We start from the raw sequence: 16,074 nt of genomic DNA, 5'->3' as shown, positions 1-16,074 counted from the left end.
GCGTAGCCTGGCGCTGACGGTAGAGCCCGCTTACGCCATCAGCGCGAGAACAGGCCGGACGCTTCAAAACCCGCTATGACTTCGTCAAAGGCGGCAGCATCGCCGCCCAAGCCGTGCGCGATCAGTTGTGCCCCTTCAACTGCCGCGTAAATCGCGAACGCGCGCTGCCCCAACGGCTCGGCACCCATGCGAGGATGCTTGATGCGAAGCATCTTTGAGATCCACGCAACGTTCAGATCCTTAAAGCGCCGGATCGCTGCCCTCACAGGATCCGGCAGGCCACTTATCTCGGCAGACATAACACCGGCTACGCACATGCGGTTGCCGTCGTCGAACCCCGATCGGAACATCGCAATATAGCCTTTGATCAACGTCTCATAATTTTGGGTCTGGCTGAAAAGGTCTTCGAAAAACGCTTCCTGATCCGCACAGCGTCGATCGAGGAGCGCCTGAGCAAGGTCCGGCTTCGTGGGGAAGTGGTAGTGCACGCTGGCGCTCTTCACCCCTACTTCTGAGGCGAGATCACGGAAACTCAGCGCGGTATATCCGTGGGTTTCGACGGTAGTTCGCGCCGATCGAAGGATTGCCTCGCGGGTGTCGGTTCGTGCTTCGGTCATAATGTGTAACTGCGTACAGCGGAGCGCCCCCCCTAGCAACTCGACCGATAGATAGAGAATCTCGGCGCTGCTCTGAGGACATGCTGGCGACGATGACACCCACGATTTCGAACCGGCCGGTCTACCGATAGATAGCTTATGATGGCTTGACCGCTGCACCGCGACGTACGACAGCTTCATTTATCAATCGATAGGTCAGGAAGTTACTCCGGTTCGACGCATCATGCCAATCAAGAAGGTTATTGGCCTCAGTTACAGTTCCCACGCCGCGGCTTGGCGATCGTCGCTGCTCAGGCGCATTACAGCGTCCTCGGCAGCACCGCATGACCACCTCTGACATGGACGGTCCGAAGGGTTCTTCCGCCGATTGGATCGCTTTTGGCGATCACGTTGTGTTTCCGACCGACCGCATTCTCAAGCGGGATGGACGGACGGTCCAGATCGGCGACAAGGCGCTAGATTTGCTCTTGGCGCTGCTCAACGCACAGGGCGAAATCCTCTCTAAATCGGACTTGGCCGAACGGGTATGGCAGCGCCCTTACATCGAAGACGCCACGATACGCGTCGCAATCGGGTCGTTGCGCAAGGTGCTCGGGGCGCCACCTGATGGTGGCGAATATGTGATCAACGTCGTCGGCCGCGGCTACAGCTTTTCATCGGCCGTCCCACTTGAACGTTGGCCAGCCCATTCCGCCGAAGTCCCCAGCCGGCCGCCGATCGGGCTCGGCGCTCTCGGCCGATTACCACCTCTGCTGACCCCTGTTTTCGGCCGCCGGCGCGACATACAGGCAATTGGCGACCTGCTTGCGACGCGTCGGTTTATAACCGTGGTCGGTGCTGGCGGCATCGGTAAAACCACCGTCGCTATCTCTTGCGCATCCCTGCGGAACGCAGCCGAGGACGGTGTCTGTTTCGTTGATCTCGCGCCAATTCGGGACCCAGCTCTGGTGCCGGCACGCATCGCCATGGCTCTTGGTGCCGAGCAAGCGGCGGCTGACCCAGGAGCGTTCCTTTCCGATCGGCTGGCGCACAGCCGTCTCCTCCTCCTCCTCGATAATGGGGAACATGTTGCCGGCACTGCGGCATCCGTAATCGAGGATATTCTGAATGCTGCGCCACGCGTGACCGTGATGGTCACGAGCCGAGAGCCTCTGGGGGCAGAAGGAGAGACGATCTATAGGCTCAACCCGTTGAGCGTACCGCAAGAGGGGTACGGTCTGAGTGCCGAGCAAGCCTTGTCCTACGATGCCATCGAGCTGTTCGTGGACCGTGTGCAGGCGGGCTCTCCCGACTTCACGCTGACGGACGCGCTCGCACCCACCGTCGTCGATATCTGTCGGAGGCTCGACGGCGTTGCCTTGGCGATCAGACTGGCGGCCGGTCGCGTTCCGGCCTTTGGCGTGAAGGGTATCGCCACCCTGATCGAAGACAAATTCCGCCTCCTTTCACAAAGCGCCCGCGCCGCGCTTCCGCGCCATCAGACGCTGGAAGCGACGTTCGATTGGAGCTTTGAACTCCTTACGCCGACGGAACAGGCGTTGCTTACGAGGATCGCGGTCTTTGCCCATTTCTTCACGCTGGACGCGGTACAGCAGGTCGCCGCGCACGAGGAAGAAGCGCTTGACCTTGTCTTGGTTACGATCGGCGATCTTGTTGCCAAGTCGCTGGTCGTTTTCATCGAAGACGAGGACGGCGCACGATATCGTCTACTCGAAACGGTGCGCGGGTTCGCGCTTGCGCGCCTCGGAAACGGCGAGGAGCGTCGCGCGACCGCCCGTCTCCACGCCAGCTACGTGATAAGTCGGTGCGAGAGATATCAAACCGAGAAAATCAAGTCACGTGACCGTCATGCTGCGGCAATCGCCCGATCGACGCTGGATGATGCGCGCTCCGCTCTTCAATGGTCGGTCGAAGATGCCGACTGGGAACTAGCATCGGCATTGGTCCGCGTGGCCGGCCCGCTTCTCACGCAGCTTGGTTACGCCAAGGAGGTTGGAACCTGGATTGAACGGCTGCTCGACGTCGAAACTGACCTGCGCAAGCGGCTCGACCTCATGATCAGCCTCGGGGGGGCCCTTTGGCTTTCCTCACCGGAAGACGTCACGACGATCAAAATATATGGCGACGCCTACGCCCTTGCCCGGGATTTAGGGGATGTTTCTGCGCAGCTACGCGCTGCGTGGAGCGTGATCATGACCAGTTGCTCGGCCAGGCGGCCGCGCGAGGCGATCGATGCAGCGGCGCAGCTCACCGAAGGGTTCGACGCTTCAACCGATGGCGAAGCGGTCAACAACGAGGGCTTGATCCGCGCATTGGCTGGAGTCAGCCGCCATCTACTGGGCGATTATGCCGCATGCGAGCGTAACATTCGATGGCTGTTGCACCATTATCCGGCGGAGAGCCGAGTCATAGAATCCGGTCCCTACCTCTATGACCCCCGGCAAATCGGAAGACCCTTTCTGTCTTGGATCGAATGGTTCTCCGGCCGCATGTCTGATGCCGCCGCAACCTCCAGCCTCGCGATCGCCGGGTCCGGCGACAATGTGCCCTCGATCTTCAATAACACCATCAGAGCGGCCTTTCCGGTTGCTGTCGGCAGTCGGCGCTGGGCGGCCGCGTCACAGTATCTCGAGACCTTACGGCGCCTGTGCACGGATCGTCCGGACTGGCGCGCCTGGACCAATGCATTGCAGGATATTCTTTCGATCCATCGCGACCGATCGACCGATGCCTTGGCGAGGTTCGAGGAGTTCGTCACCGGACGCGAGCCCTTCCACGGGTTCAAGCGGCAAACCTGGTGCTATGTCCAGTTGCTTGAAAACTACATGTCCTTCGGAAGGGTCGAGAGCGCGCAAAGTCTGTTGAACGAACTGCTGACCTTCATCGAACGGGAAGAAGGCAACTGGTGGCGGTCACACCTGATTGCACTCGATGCCACCCTCCTCGCCCGTTACGACCCAAGGGCAGCTTTCCATCGATATCAGGAGGCGATTGCGCTCGCTGAAGCCGAAGGGTCGTTGCTCGTAGCGCTCAAGGCCGCACTGGCCGCGCGTGCGATAGCCGTCGATCACGCTGCTCGTGTCGAGGCGAGAGCCATTGCCGAGGCAATTTATCAAAAACTGATCGAAAGCGCTCCAGCCGCCGGCGAGCGCGAAAATCGCGCCCTTGTTCGATCCGTGCTCTTGGCGGACCGCCGAATGCAGCGCGCGGTGTTGACGGCGATGGAAACGGACGAGCGTGCGGTCGCCTAGCTGACGCGCCGGCGTCAACCGGGGGCCGCGCAGATAGGTGCTGACCTTCCATCGGGAGCGTCAGCGTTCAAGACGGTGAAGCGACCGAGGGGCGAAGGATGCGCTTTCCTCTTCCGAGTTGCTCGCGGCCGCACATGCCAAAGAATATCCTGATTACTGGCGGTGGCGGGCGCTTCGGACGCGCCGCAGCGTCAGCGCTCGCCGAGGCGGGGCACCGAGTGTTCGCATCGATGCGAGAACCGACCGGTCGAAATCGTGAGCAAGCGAACGCGCTGTGGGCTCAAGGCATCGATGTGCTGGAGATGGACGTCACCGACGACGTGTCGGTCGAGCGCGGCGTTCGCAATATTCTGGCCAAGGCCGGACGGATCGACGTGCTGGTGAACAACGCGAACGTCACTGCGATCGGTGCGTGCGATGCCTTTTCTGCCGACCAGGCCCGCCATCTGTTCGACACGAACGTAGTCGGAGCCTTCCGCTTGTCGAAGGCGATCCTGCCCGCAATGCGCCGTGCCCAAGATGGGCTCATCATCAACATTGGCTCGATCCTGGGCAGGATCTCACTGCCCTTCATTGGCCTCTACGGCGCGAGCAAATTTGCCATAGAGGGTTTTACCGATGCCCTGCGCTACGAGGCGGCGCCGTTCGGCATCGACGTTGTGCTGATGCAGCCGGGCGTAGATCCGATCGCGATGTACGAATGCGCGCAGCTTCCTGCCGATCGCGCGCCCCCTTCGTCGGATGGCCTGCCCCTCAGGTCCTCAGATGCCCTGTTCGATCAGATCATGGAGCACTTCAAAGGCTGTGACGGACCCGAGCCGACTGATCTCGCTATGCAGCTTGTCACGTTGGTCGCGGCGGATAAGGGCTCCCGCCCCCGCCGAATAGTCGTCGGCCCATCGTATGGCATCGACGAAATCAATCTGCTGACCCGCAGGATCCAGGCGGGAGCTTGGGGCGCCCTCGGCATGAACGGTCCCGACGCACCGCCTACCGATGGCAGGCCGAAATCGTAGAGGCATCACATTGGGCGTGGCCTATCTCGAGGTTCGAACAAGCGGAGCGGCTCCGGCCTCGGTGCATCCACGAACGGTCGGACATCCACGCGATGGCCTTGATGACCGTGAACGCAGTGCCCTTATGCTGGCCAGGATCGACGGCAAGGAGACCCTTCGCGGTTCCTGCCGCCTCCGTCGCCTTTCGCAAGTTTGCTTTGGCCTTCCGCTTCGACCCAACACGCTCGCCGATCCGCGTCTGGAGGGATTGCGGCGCTATGCCGTTGCGGTAGCGCACGACACGGACCCGGCCGCACAGCGTGAACGTGAGCAACTCATCTGCCTTGGCTTCTCGGAACGTCAGATCCTGACCGCCGCGAGGGTGGCGATCCCCTTTCGGCTGAAGCCCTCCGGTGGACTGCGGGACCTTATCTGCCGCACCATGACAATGGCGAAGCAAGCGCTCGCAGCGGGCGCATTACCTTCCTCGTCTGGGGGATTTTCCTGACGGGTGCAGCCTCTCGTCTATCTATAGATAGATAGTGGTTGACTCCTGATATCTGACTCGGCATATCCAGATTCGTAACCGATCGACCGATAGATAGACGATTGCGAAAGGGTGGGTTGAGCTATGAGGAACTTCGTACGCGGATCGCCGAATCTTGCACCGTGCAAGGGCTCGCCGCCCAAAACTGCGGTCTCGCCGATCCCGCGCGGATCTCGCCGCCATGACCGATGACTGATCTCTAAACGGGCGCGGCACGTCCGTCGTTGAGGGGTCATCGGTCAAGTTAGAGACCCAGCCTTCAAGACGGTCGTCGCCGTACCGACCATCACTGCCTGATCCTGAAACGGAAAGACGTCCGCTCTCGATACGGGATGCGGGAGTAGCGGCGTGCGGCCTTCTGAAGCCGACATTTCCGCTCTCGGTCCCCGTCGAAGGGAGGCGCAAACCGAACGAGGGACACCGTGACATACACCGAAACCATCGACGAAAGCGGCTCCACCGCTCAAAACGACCCTTCCAAGCGGCGCACCAAGATCTGGCTCGCGGCCGGAGCAGGCCTCGCCTTGCTCGTCGGCCTGGGTGAAGTCGGCTCACACCTGTTTTTGGCGCCACCGCCGGCCGCAGCCGCCCCCGCGCCCGTCGTGACGGTCAGCACGCCGCTTCAGCGCGGCGTCGACCAGAGGTTGAGTTTCCTCGGCCAGCTCGCGGCGATCAAATCGGTCGAGGTGCGCGCACAAGTCGGTGGGACGCTCACTGCCGTCAATTTCAAGGACGGCGAGGTGGTCCGACAGGGCCAGCTCCTCTTCCAGATCGACCCGGTTCCCTACCAGATCAAGGTCGACCAGGCCCGCGCGGCACTCGAAAGCGCGAACGCGCGCCTGGCGCTTGCCAACCGCGAGTTTGCCCGCGCCCAACAGTTGAAGGCGACCGACGCCGGAAGCCAGGAGAATGTCGATCAGAAGCTCGCCGAGAAGGCCGCCGCTGTCGCGGGTGTCGACGGCGCGAAGGCGACCCTGCACGATGCGATGTTCGATCTTCAGAAGACCCGTATCACCGCGCCGTTCACCGGCCGCATCGGCACCCATCTGGTGTCCGCGGGCAATCTGATCTCAGGCAGCCGCGCTGCCAGCAGCCCGACCACGTTGTTGACCACGATCGTCTCGCTCGATCCGATTTGGCTGAATTTCGACATGAGCGAAGCCGATTACGCGACCTTTGAACGAGAGCGCGCTAGCCGGCCCGGCCCTCTCGCCAACAGCGTCGAGATCGCGCTTGGCAGTCAGTCAGACTACACGATCCATGGCACGCTCGATTTCATGGATAACGCGATCGACCGCGCGAGCGGCACGATCCATGCGCGGGCGACCATCCAGAATAGCGATGCCAAACTGACGCCCGGCGCCTTCGCGCGCGTGCGGCTGGCGGTGTCCGCCCCTGAGCCTGCGCTGCTGGTGCCCGACGCGGCCGTCCTCTCCGATCAAAGCGACCATGCGGTGTTCGTCGTCGGCAAGGATAACGTTGCGACCCAGAAAAAAGTCGAGATCGGCGCCCTTCGAGGCGGCCTCCGGGTCATCAAGTCCGGTCTCGCAGCGACGGATCGCGTCATCATCGACGGCATCCCGACCGTGAAGGCCGGCGCGCCCGTCACACCCCAGGCCGGCGCAATCCGGTTCGCAGCCGATCAGGACTGACCGCCATGAGAATCGCCCATTTCTTCATCGATCATCCGCGCTTCGCGGCCGTGCTGAGCATCTTCATCACGATCGCAGGCCTCGTAACGATGCTCTTTTTGCCGATCGCGCAATATCCGAGCATCGTCCCTCCCACGATCGACATCACGACCAGCTTCCCCGGCGCAAGCGCCGAGACCATCGCGCGCACCGTTGCCACGCCGCTCGAGCAAGCCGTGAACGGCGTCGAGAAGATGGATTACATCACCAGCCAATCGACTAGTGACGGCAACCTTACCACCACCGTTTACTTCAAGATCGGCAGCGATCCGAACGTCGACCTGATGTTGACGCGCAATCGCGTCGAGGACGTTCTGTCGCGGCTGCCACCCGAAGTTCAGCTCCAGGGCGTGCACGTCAACAAGACAATCAAGGCTCTGGTGCTCGGCGTCCACGTCTACTCGCCAGACGGATCGCGCAGCCCCGAATATCTGAGCAACTACATGCTCAAAATCCGCGATCAGATCGCGCGCTTGCCGGGCGTCTCGCAATTCTGGTCGGTCGGCCAGCGCGATTATGCGATGCGTGTCTGGATCGATCCCGACAAGGCCGCCGCCTACAACATCAGCGCCAGCGAGATCCTCGCCGCGCTTCGTGCCCAAAACGCTCAGGTTTCGACCGGGCGTTTGAACGCCCCCCTCGATGGGGCGAAGTCGGACGGAGCCTATGAGGTCAACGTCGAAACGCAGGGACGTCTTACGAGCCCTGAGGAATTTGGCGCCGTCATCGTCAAGTCTGACCCCCAGGGTCGTGTCACCCGCATTCGCGACATCGGCCGGGTCGAACTCGGTGCGTCCGATTACGGCAGCAAGGCCTACGCCAACAAATATGTTTCGACGCCCTGGTGGGTGATCGCGACCCCCGATGCGAACGTCGTACAGGTCGAGAAATCGGTCTGGGCGAAGATGGCCGAGCTGAAGAAGAGCTTCCCCAGCGGCGTCGACTATCTCAACATCTACGATCCGACCACCTTCGTGTCGCAGTCGATCGACGAGGTGATCATCACGATTGTGATCGCCATCGCCCTCGTCGTCGGCGTGGTTTACCTGTTCCTGCAGAGCTGGCGTGCAACGATCATTCCGGTTGTCGCCATCCCCATCTCTCTGCTGGGTACCTTCACCCTCCTCGCTCTGACGGGCGGCTCGATCAACAACCTCTCGCTGTTCGGGATCGTGCTTGCAGTGGGTATCGTCGTCGACGACGCGATCGTCGTGGTCGAAAATGTCGAACGCAACATGGCACTCGGCATGAATGCACGCGACGCCACGCGCCAGACGATGAGCGAAGTGTCGACCGCTCTAATCGCGATCGCCCTTACCCTGTGCGCGGTGTTCGTGCCGACCGCGTTCATTCCGGGCATATCGGGCCTCTTCTTCAAGCAATTCGCGATCACGATCGCAGCGTCGACGATCATCTCCTGCTTCGTATCGCTCACGTTGAGCCCCGCGCTGTGTGCGGTGCTCTTGAAGCCTCACGCCGCACCTGACCAGCATGTCGAGCCGCGCGGGCTTCAGAAGTATCTCGGAGGCTTCTTCCGCCGCTTCAACCTTGGCTTCCTCAACATGTCGAACCGCTACGCCCGACTGACCGGTCGCGCGGTCCGCAAGACCGGAATCATGCTGGTGGCCTATCTTGTGCTGATCGGCCTCACCGGCTTCCAGATGTCGCGCATGTCGAGCGGGTTCATTCCCGAATCCGACATCGGTTATCTCGCGACGGTCATTCAGTTGCCGCCGGGTGCGAGCCTGGAGCGCACGGACAAGATCGTGCGCCAGGTCAACGATATCGCACTCAGCCTGAAGACCCCAAAGGGCGAAAATCTGATCGGTGGCACTTCGCCGGTTTCGGGTTTCGATATCGTCACCAACACCAATGCCCCGAACGTCGCCACCGTGTTCACCGGCCTGCCGTCGCTCTACGGCAAGCACATCCGCGGTACGGACGCGCACACCGTGGTTGCTGCAATGAACAAGGCGACGGCCGGCATCAAGGACGCCGCGGTCTTCACCCTGATGCCCCCGGCGGTCCAGGGACTCGGCTCTCCGGGCGGCTTCACGCTGGAAGTAGAGGACCGCGCCGGTCTCGGACCCGAAGCGCTGGCCAAGGCGACGAACGCCCTCGTCGCGGCGGCTCAGAAGGACAAGACCTTCGGCAGCGTCTTCACGGTCTACAACTCCGGCGCGCCTTCGGTCTACGCCGACATCGACCGGGAGAAAGCTGAGAAGCTCGGCCTGACCCCGACCGACATCTTCTCGACCATCGGCCTCTACAACGGCTCGCAATACGTGAACGACTTCAACTTCTTCGGTCGGACCTACCCGGTCTATGTGCAGGGCGAGAAGCAGTTTCGCTCGACCAAGGAGGATCTGGGCGAACTGAAGGTGCGGAACGCCTCAGGCGACATGGTGCCGGTCAGCGCGGTCACGACCTTCAAGGACCAGACGAAGCCGTACCGCGTCCCGCGCTACAACCTCTATCCGTCGGCCGAAATCATCGGCGTCGCCGCTCCGGGTGTTGCCTCTGGCACGGCGATCAAGCGGATGGAGCAGCTCGCTAACCAGACGCTCCCCGCCGGCATCAGCTACGAGTGGACGGACCTTGCTCACCAGCAGCAGTCACAGACCATCTCTCCAACCTTCATTTTTGCGGCGTCGGCGCTGTTTGTCTTCCTCGTGCTCGCTGCCCAGTATGAGAGCTGGAAGGTTCCGCTCGCGATCCTGATGATCATCCCGATGTGCCTCCTGGCATCGTCAACCGGCTTGCATCTTCGCGGGATGCCGATCGATATCCTCGCCCAGATCGGCTTCGTGGTGCTTCTGGGGCTTGCAGCCAAGAATGCGATCCTGATCGTCGAGTTTGCTCGTCATCACCAGGATCACGAGGGCAAGACGCCAGAAGAAGCGTCTGTCCTGGCAGCTCGCGAGCGTCTGCGCCCGATCCTGATGACGTCGATGGCGTTCATCGCTGGCGTTTTCCCGCTCGCGATCGCCTCGGGCGCCGGGTCCGAAATGCGGCAAGCCCTCGGCACGGCCGTCTTCGCAGGCATGATCGGTGTGACCGTCTTCGGGTTGGCCTTCACCCCTGCCTTCTACACCGTCGTCCGGAAGCTCGGGCTCAAGAAGCGGCCGGCGCCCATTTCCCCCGTCACCGAAGCCCATGGGAGGCTCGCATGATCACGAACCGTCGTCTCAATCGCCTCGCTGGGATGAGTGTCATGCTCATCCCACTGGCCCTCAGTGCCTGCATGGTGGGGCCGAATTACGAGAAGCCCGCCACGGCCCTCGCGCCGTTCCACAATGCTGTCCCGGCGTCGGCGACGCCGGCCGCCACGGCCCCGCTCGCGCTGGACAGTTGGTGGACGGCCTTCCACGATCCGATGCTGGCGACAGTCGTCCAGCGCGCTCTCGACCAAAACCTCGACCTTGCCGCCGCCTATGCACGCGTCCAGCAGGCCCGGGCGGTCGCAAAGGGCGCGGGCGCGCAGCTCCTGCCGACGATCGACGTCGGTGGCAGTGCCACGGCAAACCGCGCCAGCCTGCAAACGCCGATCACGAGCCTGTCCAGCCAGGTTCCGGGGTTCCGCCGCAATTACGAGGAATACTCGGTCGGCCCAAGCGCAAGCTGGGAAATCGATCTCTTCGGCGGACTGCGGCGGGGAGCACGGGCAGCGAGCGACGAAGAGTCGGCGGCCGAGGCGGATCGCGTCGGCACGCGGATCACCGTGGTCGCCGATGCCGCTGACGCCTATCTGCAGATCCGCGGCTATCAGGCTCGCCTCGCCGTCGCGCTCGATCAGGTGGCCAATGACGAACGACTCCTGAAGCTCGTCCGCGATCGATATGCGGCGGGCTCTGGTAACGGCCAGGAGATTGCCGAGGCCGAAGCTTTGCTCCGGCAGGCGCGATCGAGCATTCCGACGCTTCGGATCGGTCTCGAAGTCCAGCTCAATCGGCTCGATGTGTTGATGGGAGCCCAGCCGGGCACCTACGCGCAGGAATTGAGCACCGTCCAATCGATCCCCGGCATTCCCGCAATACCGTCCGATCGGCAGCCCACTGACATGCTTCGCCGGCGTCCCGACATCATCGCCGCCGAGAGGCGGTTAGCCGCATCGAATGAGCGGATCGGTGCTGCGATCTCCGACTATTACCCGAAAATCTCGCTTTCGGGCGCTCTAGGATTCGACAGCATCAGCGCGAGTAACCTCTTCACCAAGGGCGCTTTCGCGGCGACGGGCGGCGGCTTGATCCGCTGGCGCCTGTTCGACTTCGGCAAGGTCGACGCCGAGGTGAAGCAGGCTCGGGGCGCAAATGCCGAGGCGCTGGCGGTCTACCGCCAGACCGTGCTGCATGCAGCCGAGGACGTGGAGAACGCGCTGGTGACGCTCTCACAGACCCAGGTTCGTGTCAGCGAGGTCCAAGCCCAGGTGGCGGCTCTCACGAAGGCACGCGATCTCGCTCAGCAGTCGTACAAGGCGGGTTCGATCCCGCTAACCGATGTCATCAACGCCGATCAGCAGTTGCTCGTCGCGCGCGATGTGCTGGACAGTGAGCGGGCTGGAACCGCCCGTTCGGCAGTCGCCGTGTTTCGAGCTTTTGGCGGAGGATGGTCGCCACCCACCCGGCAAGCTGAGGCGGACGTCCCGACTTTGATGGCCAAATCCGGGGGATAAGGCTTGCACCGTGCAAGCCCAACGACGCCGATGAGGCTTGCACGGTGCAAGTCCAGCAGGGCGGTGGCGGCTTGCACGGTGCAAGCCCACCCACCCTCCAATGACACCGCCGCAAGCGGTGGAATGGAAGGGATCGAAGTGAAAAGCCGAGGAGGCTGTCGCTTAATGCCCAAGGAGACAATCGATGACGCGCTTCAATCAGGACATCTTTCTCGCCGCTGGCCTGCGCACACCCTTCGGCCGCGGTGGGGGCGCCCTCGTCGGCTATGACGGCATCAGCCTATCGGTCCCGGTCGTGCGCGCCATGGCCGAGCAACTGACGACCCAGCGTCCTGACCTAGTGCTGTGGGGCACGGTCATCCCCAATCTCGGGTGGAGCAACATCGCCCGCGAGATCTGGCTGGACGCCAAGCTGGACCCGACCGTCCCATCCTTCTCGGCTGTGCTGGCCTGCGCCACGAGCATCACCGCCGCCTTCGCCGCGGCGGGAATGATCGGCGGCGACACCGATGTCGTGCTAGTCGGCGGGGTGGAGACGATGAGCCGCCCCTCAATAGGCCTTACAGCGGCCGCCAGCGACCGTTTGCGTGCTCTCTTCGCCAAGGACCCGGCCGAAGCCCTAAAGGCCCTCAGCAGCCTTTCTCCGGTCGATTTCACCCTTCCTGCAAAAGGATGGGCGAACCGTATCACCGGCCGCACCATGGGCGACCATATGGAGGAGACCGCCCAGGAGTGGGGTATCACCCGCGAAGCGCAGGACGCATGGGCTTATGAGAGCCACAGGCGTGCGGTCGCGGGCTGGGAACGGGGCTTCTTCGACGATCTTGTCATCAAGCTTCCCGAGCTTGCCCGTGATGCGAATCCCCGCGCCGACACGTCGCTTGCAAAACTGGCGACGCTACCGCCGGCCTTCGACAAGACGAGCGGCAGAGGATCGCTGACCGCAGGCAATTCGTCGCCCATCACCGATGGCGCTGCCGGCGTATGGGTCCTCTCGGCGCAGGGACGTACGCGGCTTCCAGATGGGATACCGACCGCGAGGCTCGTCGACTATGAGCTTGCTGCCGTCGACTTCAGCGACGGACTGCTGATGGCGACGCCGTTCGCTATACCTCGCCTCCTTGATCGCAACGGCCTCGGCTTCGAGGACATCGATCTATGGGAGATCCACGAGGCGTTCGCTGCTCAGCTTCTTGCCAATGTCGCAGCGCTCGAGCGCCCGGGCTGGATCGCTGAGCGCGTGGGCATTTCACGCGACTTCGGCCATTTCCCTTGGGAGCGGGTCAATCCGAACGGTGGTTCGGTTGCGATTGGTCATCCCTTCGGTGCGACCGGCGCCCGAGACCTTAGTCAGACGGTCAAAGAGCTGGCTGCGATGCCGAAGGGTTCGCGGGCGATCGTGAGCGTGTGCGCCGATGGCGGAGAAGGCGCCGTGGCGCTGCTCGAAAGCCTGGGATAAACGCGCGGTGAGCGATCCGATACGCTGCGCCTGGGCGGGCACCGACCCGCAGATGCAGGCCTATCACGATCATGAGTGGGGCGTGCCGCAGCGCGATTCCCGCACGTTGTGGGAGATGCTCGCCCTCGAGGGCTTTCAGGCGGGGCTTGCGTGGATCACAGTGCTCCGCAAACGGGAAGCCTTCCGCAAAGCGTTCGCGGGCTTCGATCCGCGCAAGGTAGCGGGCTTCACAGAGATCGACATTCTCCGTTCGCTTGCTGATCCCGGGATCATTCGCTCGCGCGCCAAAATCGAGGCGACGATCGCCGGCGCCAAACTCTGGTGCGATATGGAGGATGCCGGCGAGAGCTTCGCGGAGTGGTGCTGGTCGTTCACCAACGGCAAGGTGGTGACGGGTGACGGGACGACGCTACCCGCCAGCACCCCACTTTCTCAGACGGTCTCCAAGGCGATGAAGCAACGCGGCTTTAAATTCGTCGGGCCGACGATCGTCTACGCCTGGATGGAAGCTGTGGGCATCGTCAACGACCATGCCGCGCAGTGCTTCCGGCGGAAGCCTGTGGGCGACCTGGCGTGAAACCCCGTCGGATCGAAGATGAGGTCTTCCAGCACCTCTCGGGCCGTTGGGCGCTACAGATTCTCCTCTCGCTCAGCAATGGCCCGTTGCGGTTCATCGATCTGCGCCGCGCTATACCAACGGTGAGTGCCAACACCCTCACCACCAGACTGAGGGAGCTGGAGGCTATAGGCTTTGTCGAACGACGTCAGCTTCCGCCGCCCACCTCGATCCAAGTGTACGACCTCGGCGAATTTGGCCGCGGCTTGCGCCCGACGCTTGAGCATCTGGCGCTGTGGAAGGCCGATCTCTGTTGCTCAGCTTTCGCTCTTCGCCGCTGATCCAGACGCTGTTGCTGTGTGCGGATAACCCAACCAGAGGGGCCGCGGCCTCCTGGTTCAAAATCGGCGGCAGCCTTCAAGAAGCAGGGCGGTCCTGAGTTCAGATAAGTCCAGCCGGATTCCCACGTTCATCCCGGTCGTGGGTGTTTCTGGATCGAGGCGAGACGATGACCGCGATCAACCGCTCCCAAACGGATGGTCAACTTTCTTCCGCTCTATCGGTAGATAGGCATTGACTCGCCCGGAAGCCCGCCGTACCAAGATGCACGTCTATCGATCGATAGATAGCGAGATTCTGAGGAGACTGAAGTCATGTTGTTCGAGCACAAGGTCGATATGGACATCACGGCCGGCCGTACCGCGCTGGTCCTGGTCGACATCCAAAACGACTTCCTCACCGATGGCGGAAAATATTTCGTCATGATCGAGGAGCTGATGAAGGCCAACAACGTGAACGCCAATCTGGAGACGCTCCTTCAGACCGCGAAGGATCACGGCTACCCGGTGTTCATGTCGCCGCACTATTTCTTCCCGCACGACCATAAGGGCAAGACCCGCCTCAGCCCGATGGAGGATCTCGCTCTCCACGGCGGCGTCGTGCACCGCCACAGCCCGCTTCACACCGACGACGTGCCCGGCGGCGGTGCCGACGTTCCCGAGCGCTTCAAGAAGTACATGGAAGACGAGAACACCACCGTCGTCTCGCGCCATGTCACCTACGCGCCGACCAACGATCTGGCGCTGCTGCTGCGCCGCCAGAAGATCGAGACCGTCATCATGGCCGGCCCGGTCGCCAACCTCTGCCTTGAAGATCACATGCGCAACCTGATCCGGGACGGCTTCGAGACCATCATGGTCCGCGATGCGGTCGCCGCTGCCGCGAACGAGGAAGGCGCCGGCTACGATGCCGCGATGATCAACTGGCGTTTCATGGCCAATGCGGTGTGGAACACCGATGAAACCGTGAGCCGAATGATCGCGGCGGCCAAGACGCCCGCAGCCGTCTGATCCAATCCGGCCCGACAAGGCCGGTCCCAGCGAAGTGACGAAGACCGAAGGCGGCGCGGCAATCGGGCCGCGCCGAAGGGCGGCTCGCGTCCATTCCGCACCACTAGCAAGCACGACAGCTTCTTTTCAACGACAGGAAAATATCATGACCAAAGGCACCATTCTCGTCATCGGTTCGAACGGCACCCAGCTCGAAGCCAAGGGCGGCGGCACGATCACGATCGGCCAGTTCCTCAACGAAACTGCGGTTCCCCTGATGACGCTCGTCGCGGCGGGCTATGATTTCGTCCTCACCACCCCGACCGGCGAAAAGCCGACCATGGATCAGGACTCCGACGCGCTGATCTACTTCGCGAACGACGATGACACCCGCACCAAGGCGCGCGACTTCTTCAACAACGATCCGCGCATGAACGACGTCCGCACGATCCGCTCCGAGATCGAAGCCGGTCTCGATCGTTTCGCCGGCGTCTTCTTCCCCGGCGGCCACGCGCCGATCGTCGACGTGATGCAGGACCCGGACGCGGGCGAGGCGCTGCGCTATTTCCACGGCGCCAACAAGCCCACTGCCGCGATCTGCCACGGGCCGATCAGCATTCTCGCCGCGCTCGATCATGCTCGCGAGTTCCGTGCTGCCCTGATCGATGGCGACAAGATCAAGGCCCACGAGCTGGGCAAGGGCTGGCAGTATGCCGGCTACCGCATGACCGTCTTCTCGCGCAGCGAGGAGGAATATGCGGAAGAGAACGTCTTCCACAAGCAACTGATCTTCAACATGCCCGACGCGCTTGAAGCCGCCGGCGCCACGGTCGTCAACGCGGACAATTTTACATCGTTCGTCGTCGTCGATCGCGAGCTGATCACCGCTCAGAACCCGATGTCGGACCACGAGCTGGCCGCCAAGTTCATCGACGCGCTGGAGAAGGCGGCCTGAGGC

At 62.5% G+C, this 16,074-nt stretch carries 12 protein-coding genes; 11 read left to right on the top strand and 1 reads right to left on the bottom strand.

What is annotated here, in order from left to right; all coding sequences use genetic code 11:
• Positions 1–38: 38 nt before the first annotated feature.
• Positions 39–617, bottom strand: coding sequence for a TetR/AcrR family transcriptional regulator (locus tag FHS98_RS12455; protein ID WP_167105207.1), 579 nt, complete (start codon positions 615–617; stop codon positions 39–41).
• 323 nt (positions 618–940) lie between these two features.
• Here FHS98_RS12455 and FHS98_RS12450 point away from each other — a divergent pair, with 323 nt between their 5' ends.
• From FHS98_RS12450 to FHS98_RS12400, 11 genes are all read left to right on the top strand, one after another.
• A complete protein-coding gene (locus tag FHS98_RS12450) occupies positions 941–3,868 on the top strand; it encodes a winged helix-turn-helix domain-containing protein (RefSeq protein ID WP_167105205.1) in 2,928 nt (975 codons plus the stop codon).
• A gap of 134 nt (positions 3,869–4,002) precedes the next feature.
• Complete coding sequence (locus FHS98_RS12445) at positions 4,003–4,884, top strand: SDR family NAD(P)-dependent oxidoreductase (protein WP_167105201.1); 882 nt, start codon at positions 4,003–4,005, stop codon at positions 4,882–4,884.
• 16 nt (positions 4,885–4,900) lie between these two features.
• Complete coding sequence (locus FHS98_RS12440; protein WP_167105197.1) at positions 4,901–5,371, top strand: hypothetical protein; 471 nt, start codon at positions 4,901–4,903, stop codon at positions 5,369–5,371.
• Between the two features lie 461 nt (positions 5,372–5,832).
• Positions 5,833–7,062, top strand: coding sequence for an efflux RND transporter periplasmic adaptor subunit (locus FHS98_RS12435; RefSeq protein ID WP_167105194.1), 1,230 nt, complete (start codon positions 5,833–5,835; stop codon positions 7,060–7,062).
• Positions 7,063–7,067: 5 nt separating this feature from the next.
• Positions 7,068–10,274 (top strand): efflux RND transporter permease subunit, encoded by a 3,207-nt coding sequence (locus FHS98_RS12430; protein WP_167105191.1) that lies wholly within the window; start codon positions 7,068–7,070, stop codon positions 10,272–10,274.
• Entirely contained in the window at positions 10,271–11,773 is a 1,503-nt protein-coding gene (locus FHS98_RS12425; protein ID WP_167105188.1) for an efflux transporter outer membrane subunit, read from the top strand. The genes FHS98_RS12430 and FHS98_RS12425 overlap by 4 nt, the downstream gene beginning before the upstream one ends.
• 184 nt (positions 11,774–11,957) lie before the next feature.
• Positions 11,958–13,232, top strand: coding sequence for an acetyl-CoA C-acyltransferase (locus tag FHS98_RS12420; RefSeq protein ID WP_167105186.1), 1,275 nt, complete (start codon positions 11,958–11,960; stop codon positions 13,230–13,232).
• The gene (locus FHS98_RS12415; RefSeq protein ID WP_167105183.1) at positions 13,189–13,809 is read left to right on the top strand and encodes a DNA-3-methyladenine glycosylase I; all 621 of its coding nucleotides are present in this window, start codon (positions 13,189–13,191) and stop codon (positions 13,807–13,809) included. The genes FHS98_RS12420 and FHS98_RS12415 overlap by 44 nt, the downstream gene beginning before the upstream one ends.
• Positions 13,806–14,129: a winged helix-turn-helix transcriptional regulator gene (locus FHS98_RS18975; protein ID WP_167105179.1), complete on the top strand. Its 324-nt coding sequence runs from the start codon at positions 13,806–13,808 to the stop codon at positions 14,127–14,129. Before FHS98_RS12415 ends, FHS98_RS18975 begins: the two co-directional genes overlap by 4 nt.
• 336 nt (positions 14,130–14,465) lie before the next feature.
• Complete coding sequence (locus tag FHS98_RS12405) at positions 14,466–15,137, top strand: isochorismatase family protein (RefSeq protein WP_243847997.1); 672 nt, start codon at positions 14,466–14,468, stop codon at positions 15,135–15,137.
• Positions 15,138–15,282: 145 nt separating this feature from the next.
• The gene (locus tag FHS98_RS12400) at positions 15,283–16,071 is read left to right on the top strand and encodes a type 1 glutamine amidotransferase domain-containing protein (protein WP_167105176.1); all 789 of its coding nucleotides are present in this window, start codon (positions 15,283–15,285) and stop codon (positions 16,069–16,071) included.
• Positions 16,072–16,074: the final 3 nt, after the last annotated feature.

The organism is Sphingomonas oligoaromativorans (assembly GCF_011762195.1).
Taxonomy (GTDB): Bacteria; Pseudomonadota; Alphaproteobacteria; order Sphingomonadales; family Sphingomonadaceae; genus Solisphingomonas; species Solisphingomonas oligoaromativorans.
This window is presented reverse-complemented; position numbering and strand designations above follow the sequence as displayed.

Bases quoted from the DNA above. Each gene is read 5' to 3' on its own strand.
- FHS98_RS12455 (WP_167105207.1), bottom strand. From the start codon at position 617: ATGACCGAAGCACGAACCGACACCCGCGAGGCAATCCTTCGATCGGCG.
- FHS98_RS12450 (WP_167105205.1), top strand. From the start codon at position 941: ATGACCACCTCTGACATGGACGGTCCGAAGGGTTCTTCCGCCGATTGG.
- FHS98_RS12445 (WP_167105201.1), top strand. From the start codon at position 4,003: ATGCCAAAGAATATCCTGATTACTGGCGGTGGCGGGCGCTTCGGACGC.
- FHS98_RS12430 (WP_167105191.1), top strand. From the start codon at position 7,068: ATGAGAATCGCCCATTTCTTCATCGATCATCCGCGCTTCGCGGCCGTG.
- FHS98_RS12425 (WP_167105188.1), top strand. From the start codon at position 10,271: ATGATCACGAACCGTCGTCTCAATCGCCTCGCTGGGATGAGTGTCATG.
- FHS98_RS12420 (WP_167105186.1), top strand. From the start codon at position 11,958: ATGACGCGCTTCAATCAGGACATCTTTCTCGCCGCTGGCCTGCGCACA.
- FHS98_RS12415 (WP_167105183.1), top strand. From the start codon at position 13,189: ATGGCGGAGAAGGCGCCGTGGCGCTGCTCGAAAGCCTGGGATAAACGC.
- FHS98_RS12405 (WP_243847997.1), top strand. From the start codon at position 14,466: ATGGACATCACGGCCGGCCGTACCGCGCTGGTCCTGGTCGACATCCAA.
- FHS98_RS12400 (WP_167105176.1), top strand. From the start codon at position 15,283: ATGACCAAAGGCACCATTCTCGTCATCGGTTCGAACGGCACCCAGCTC.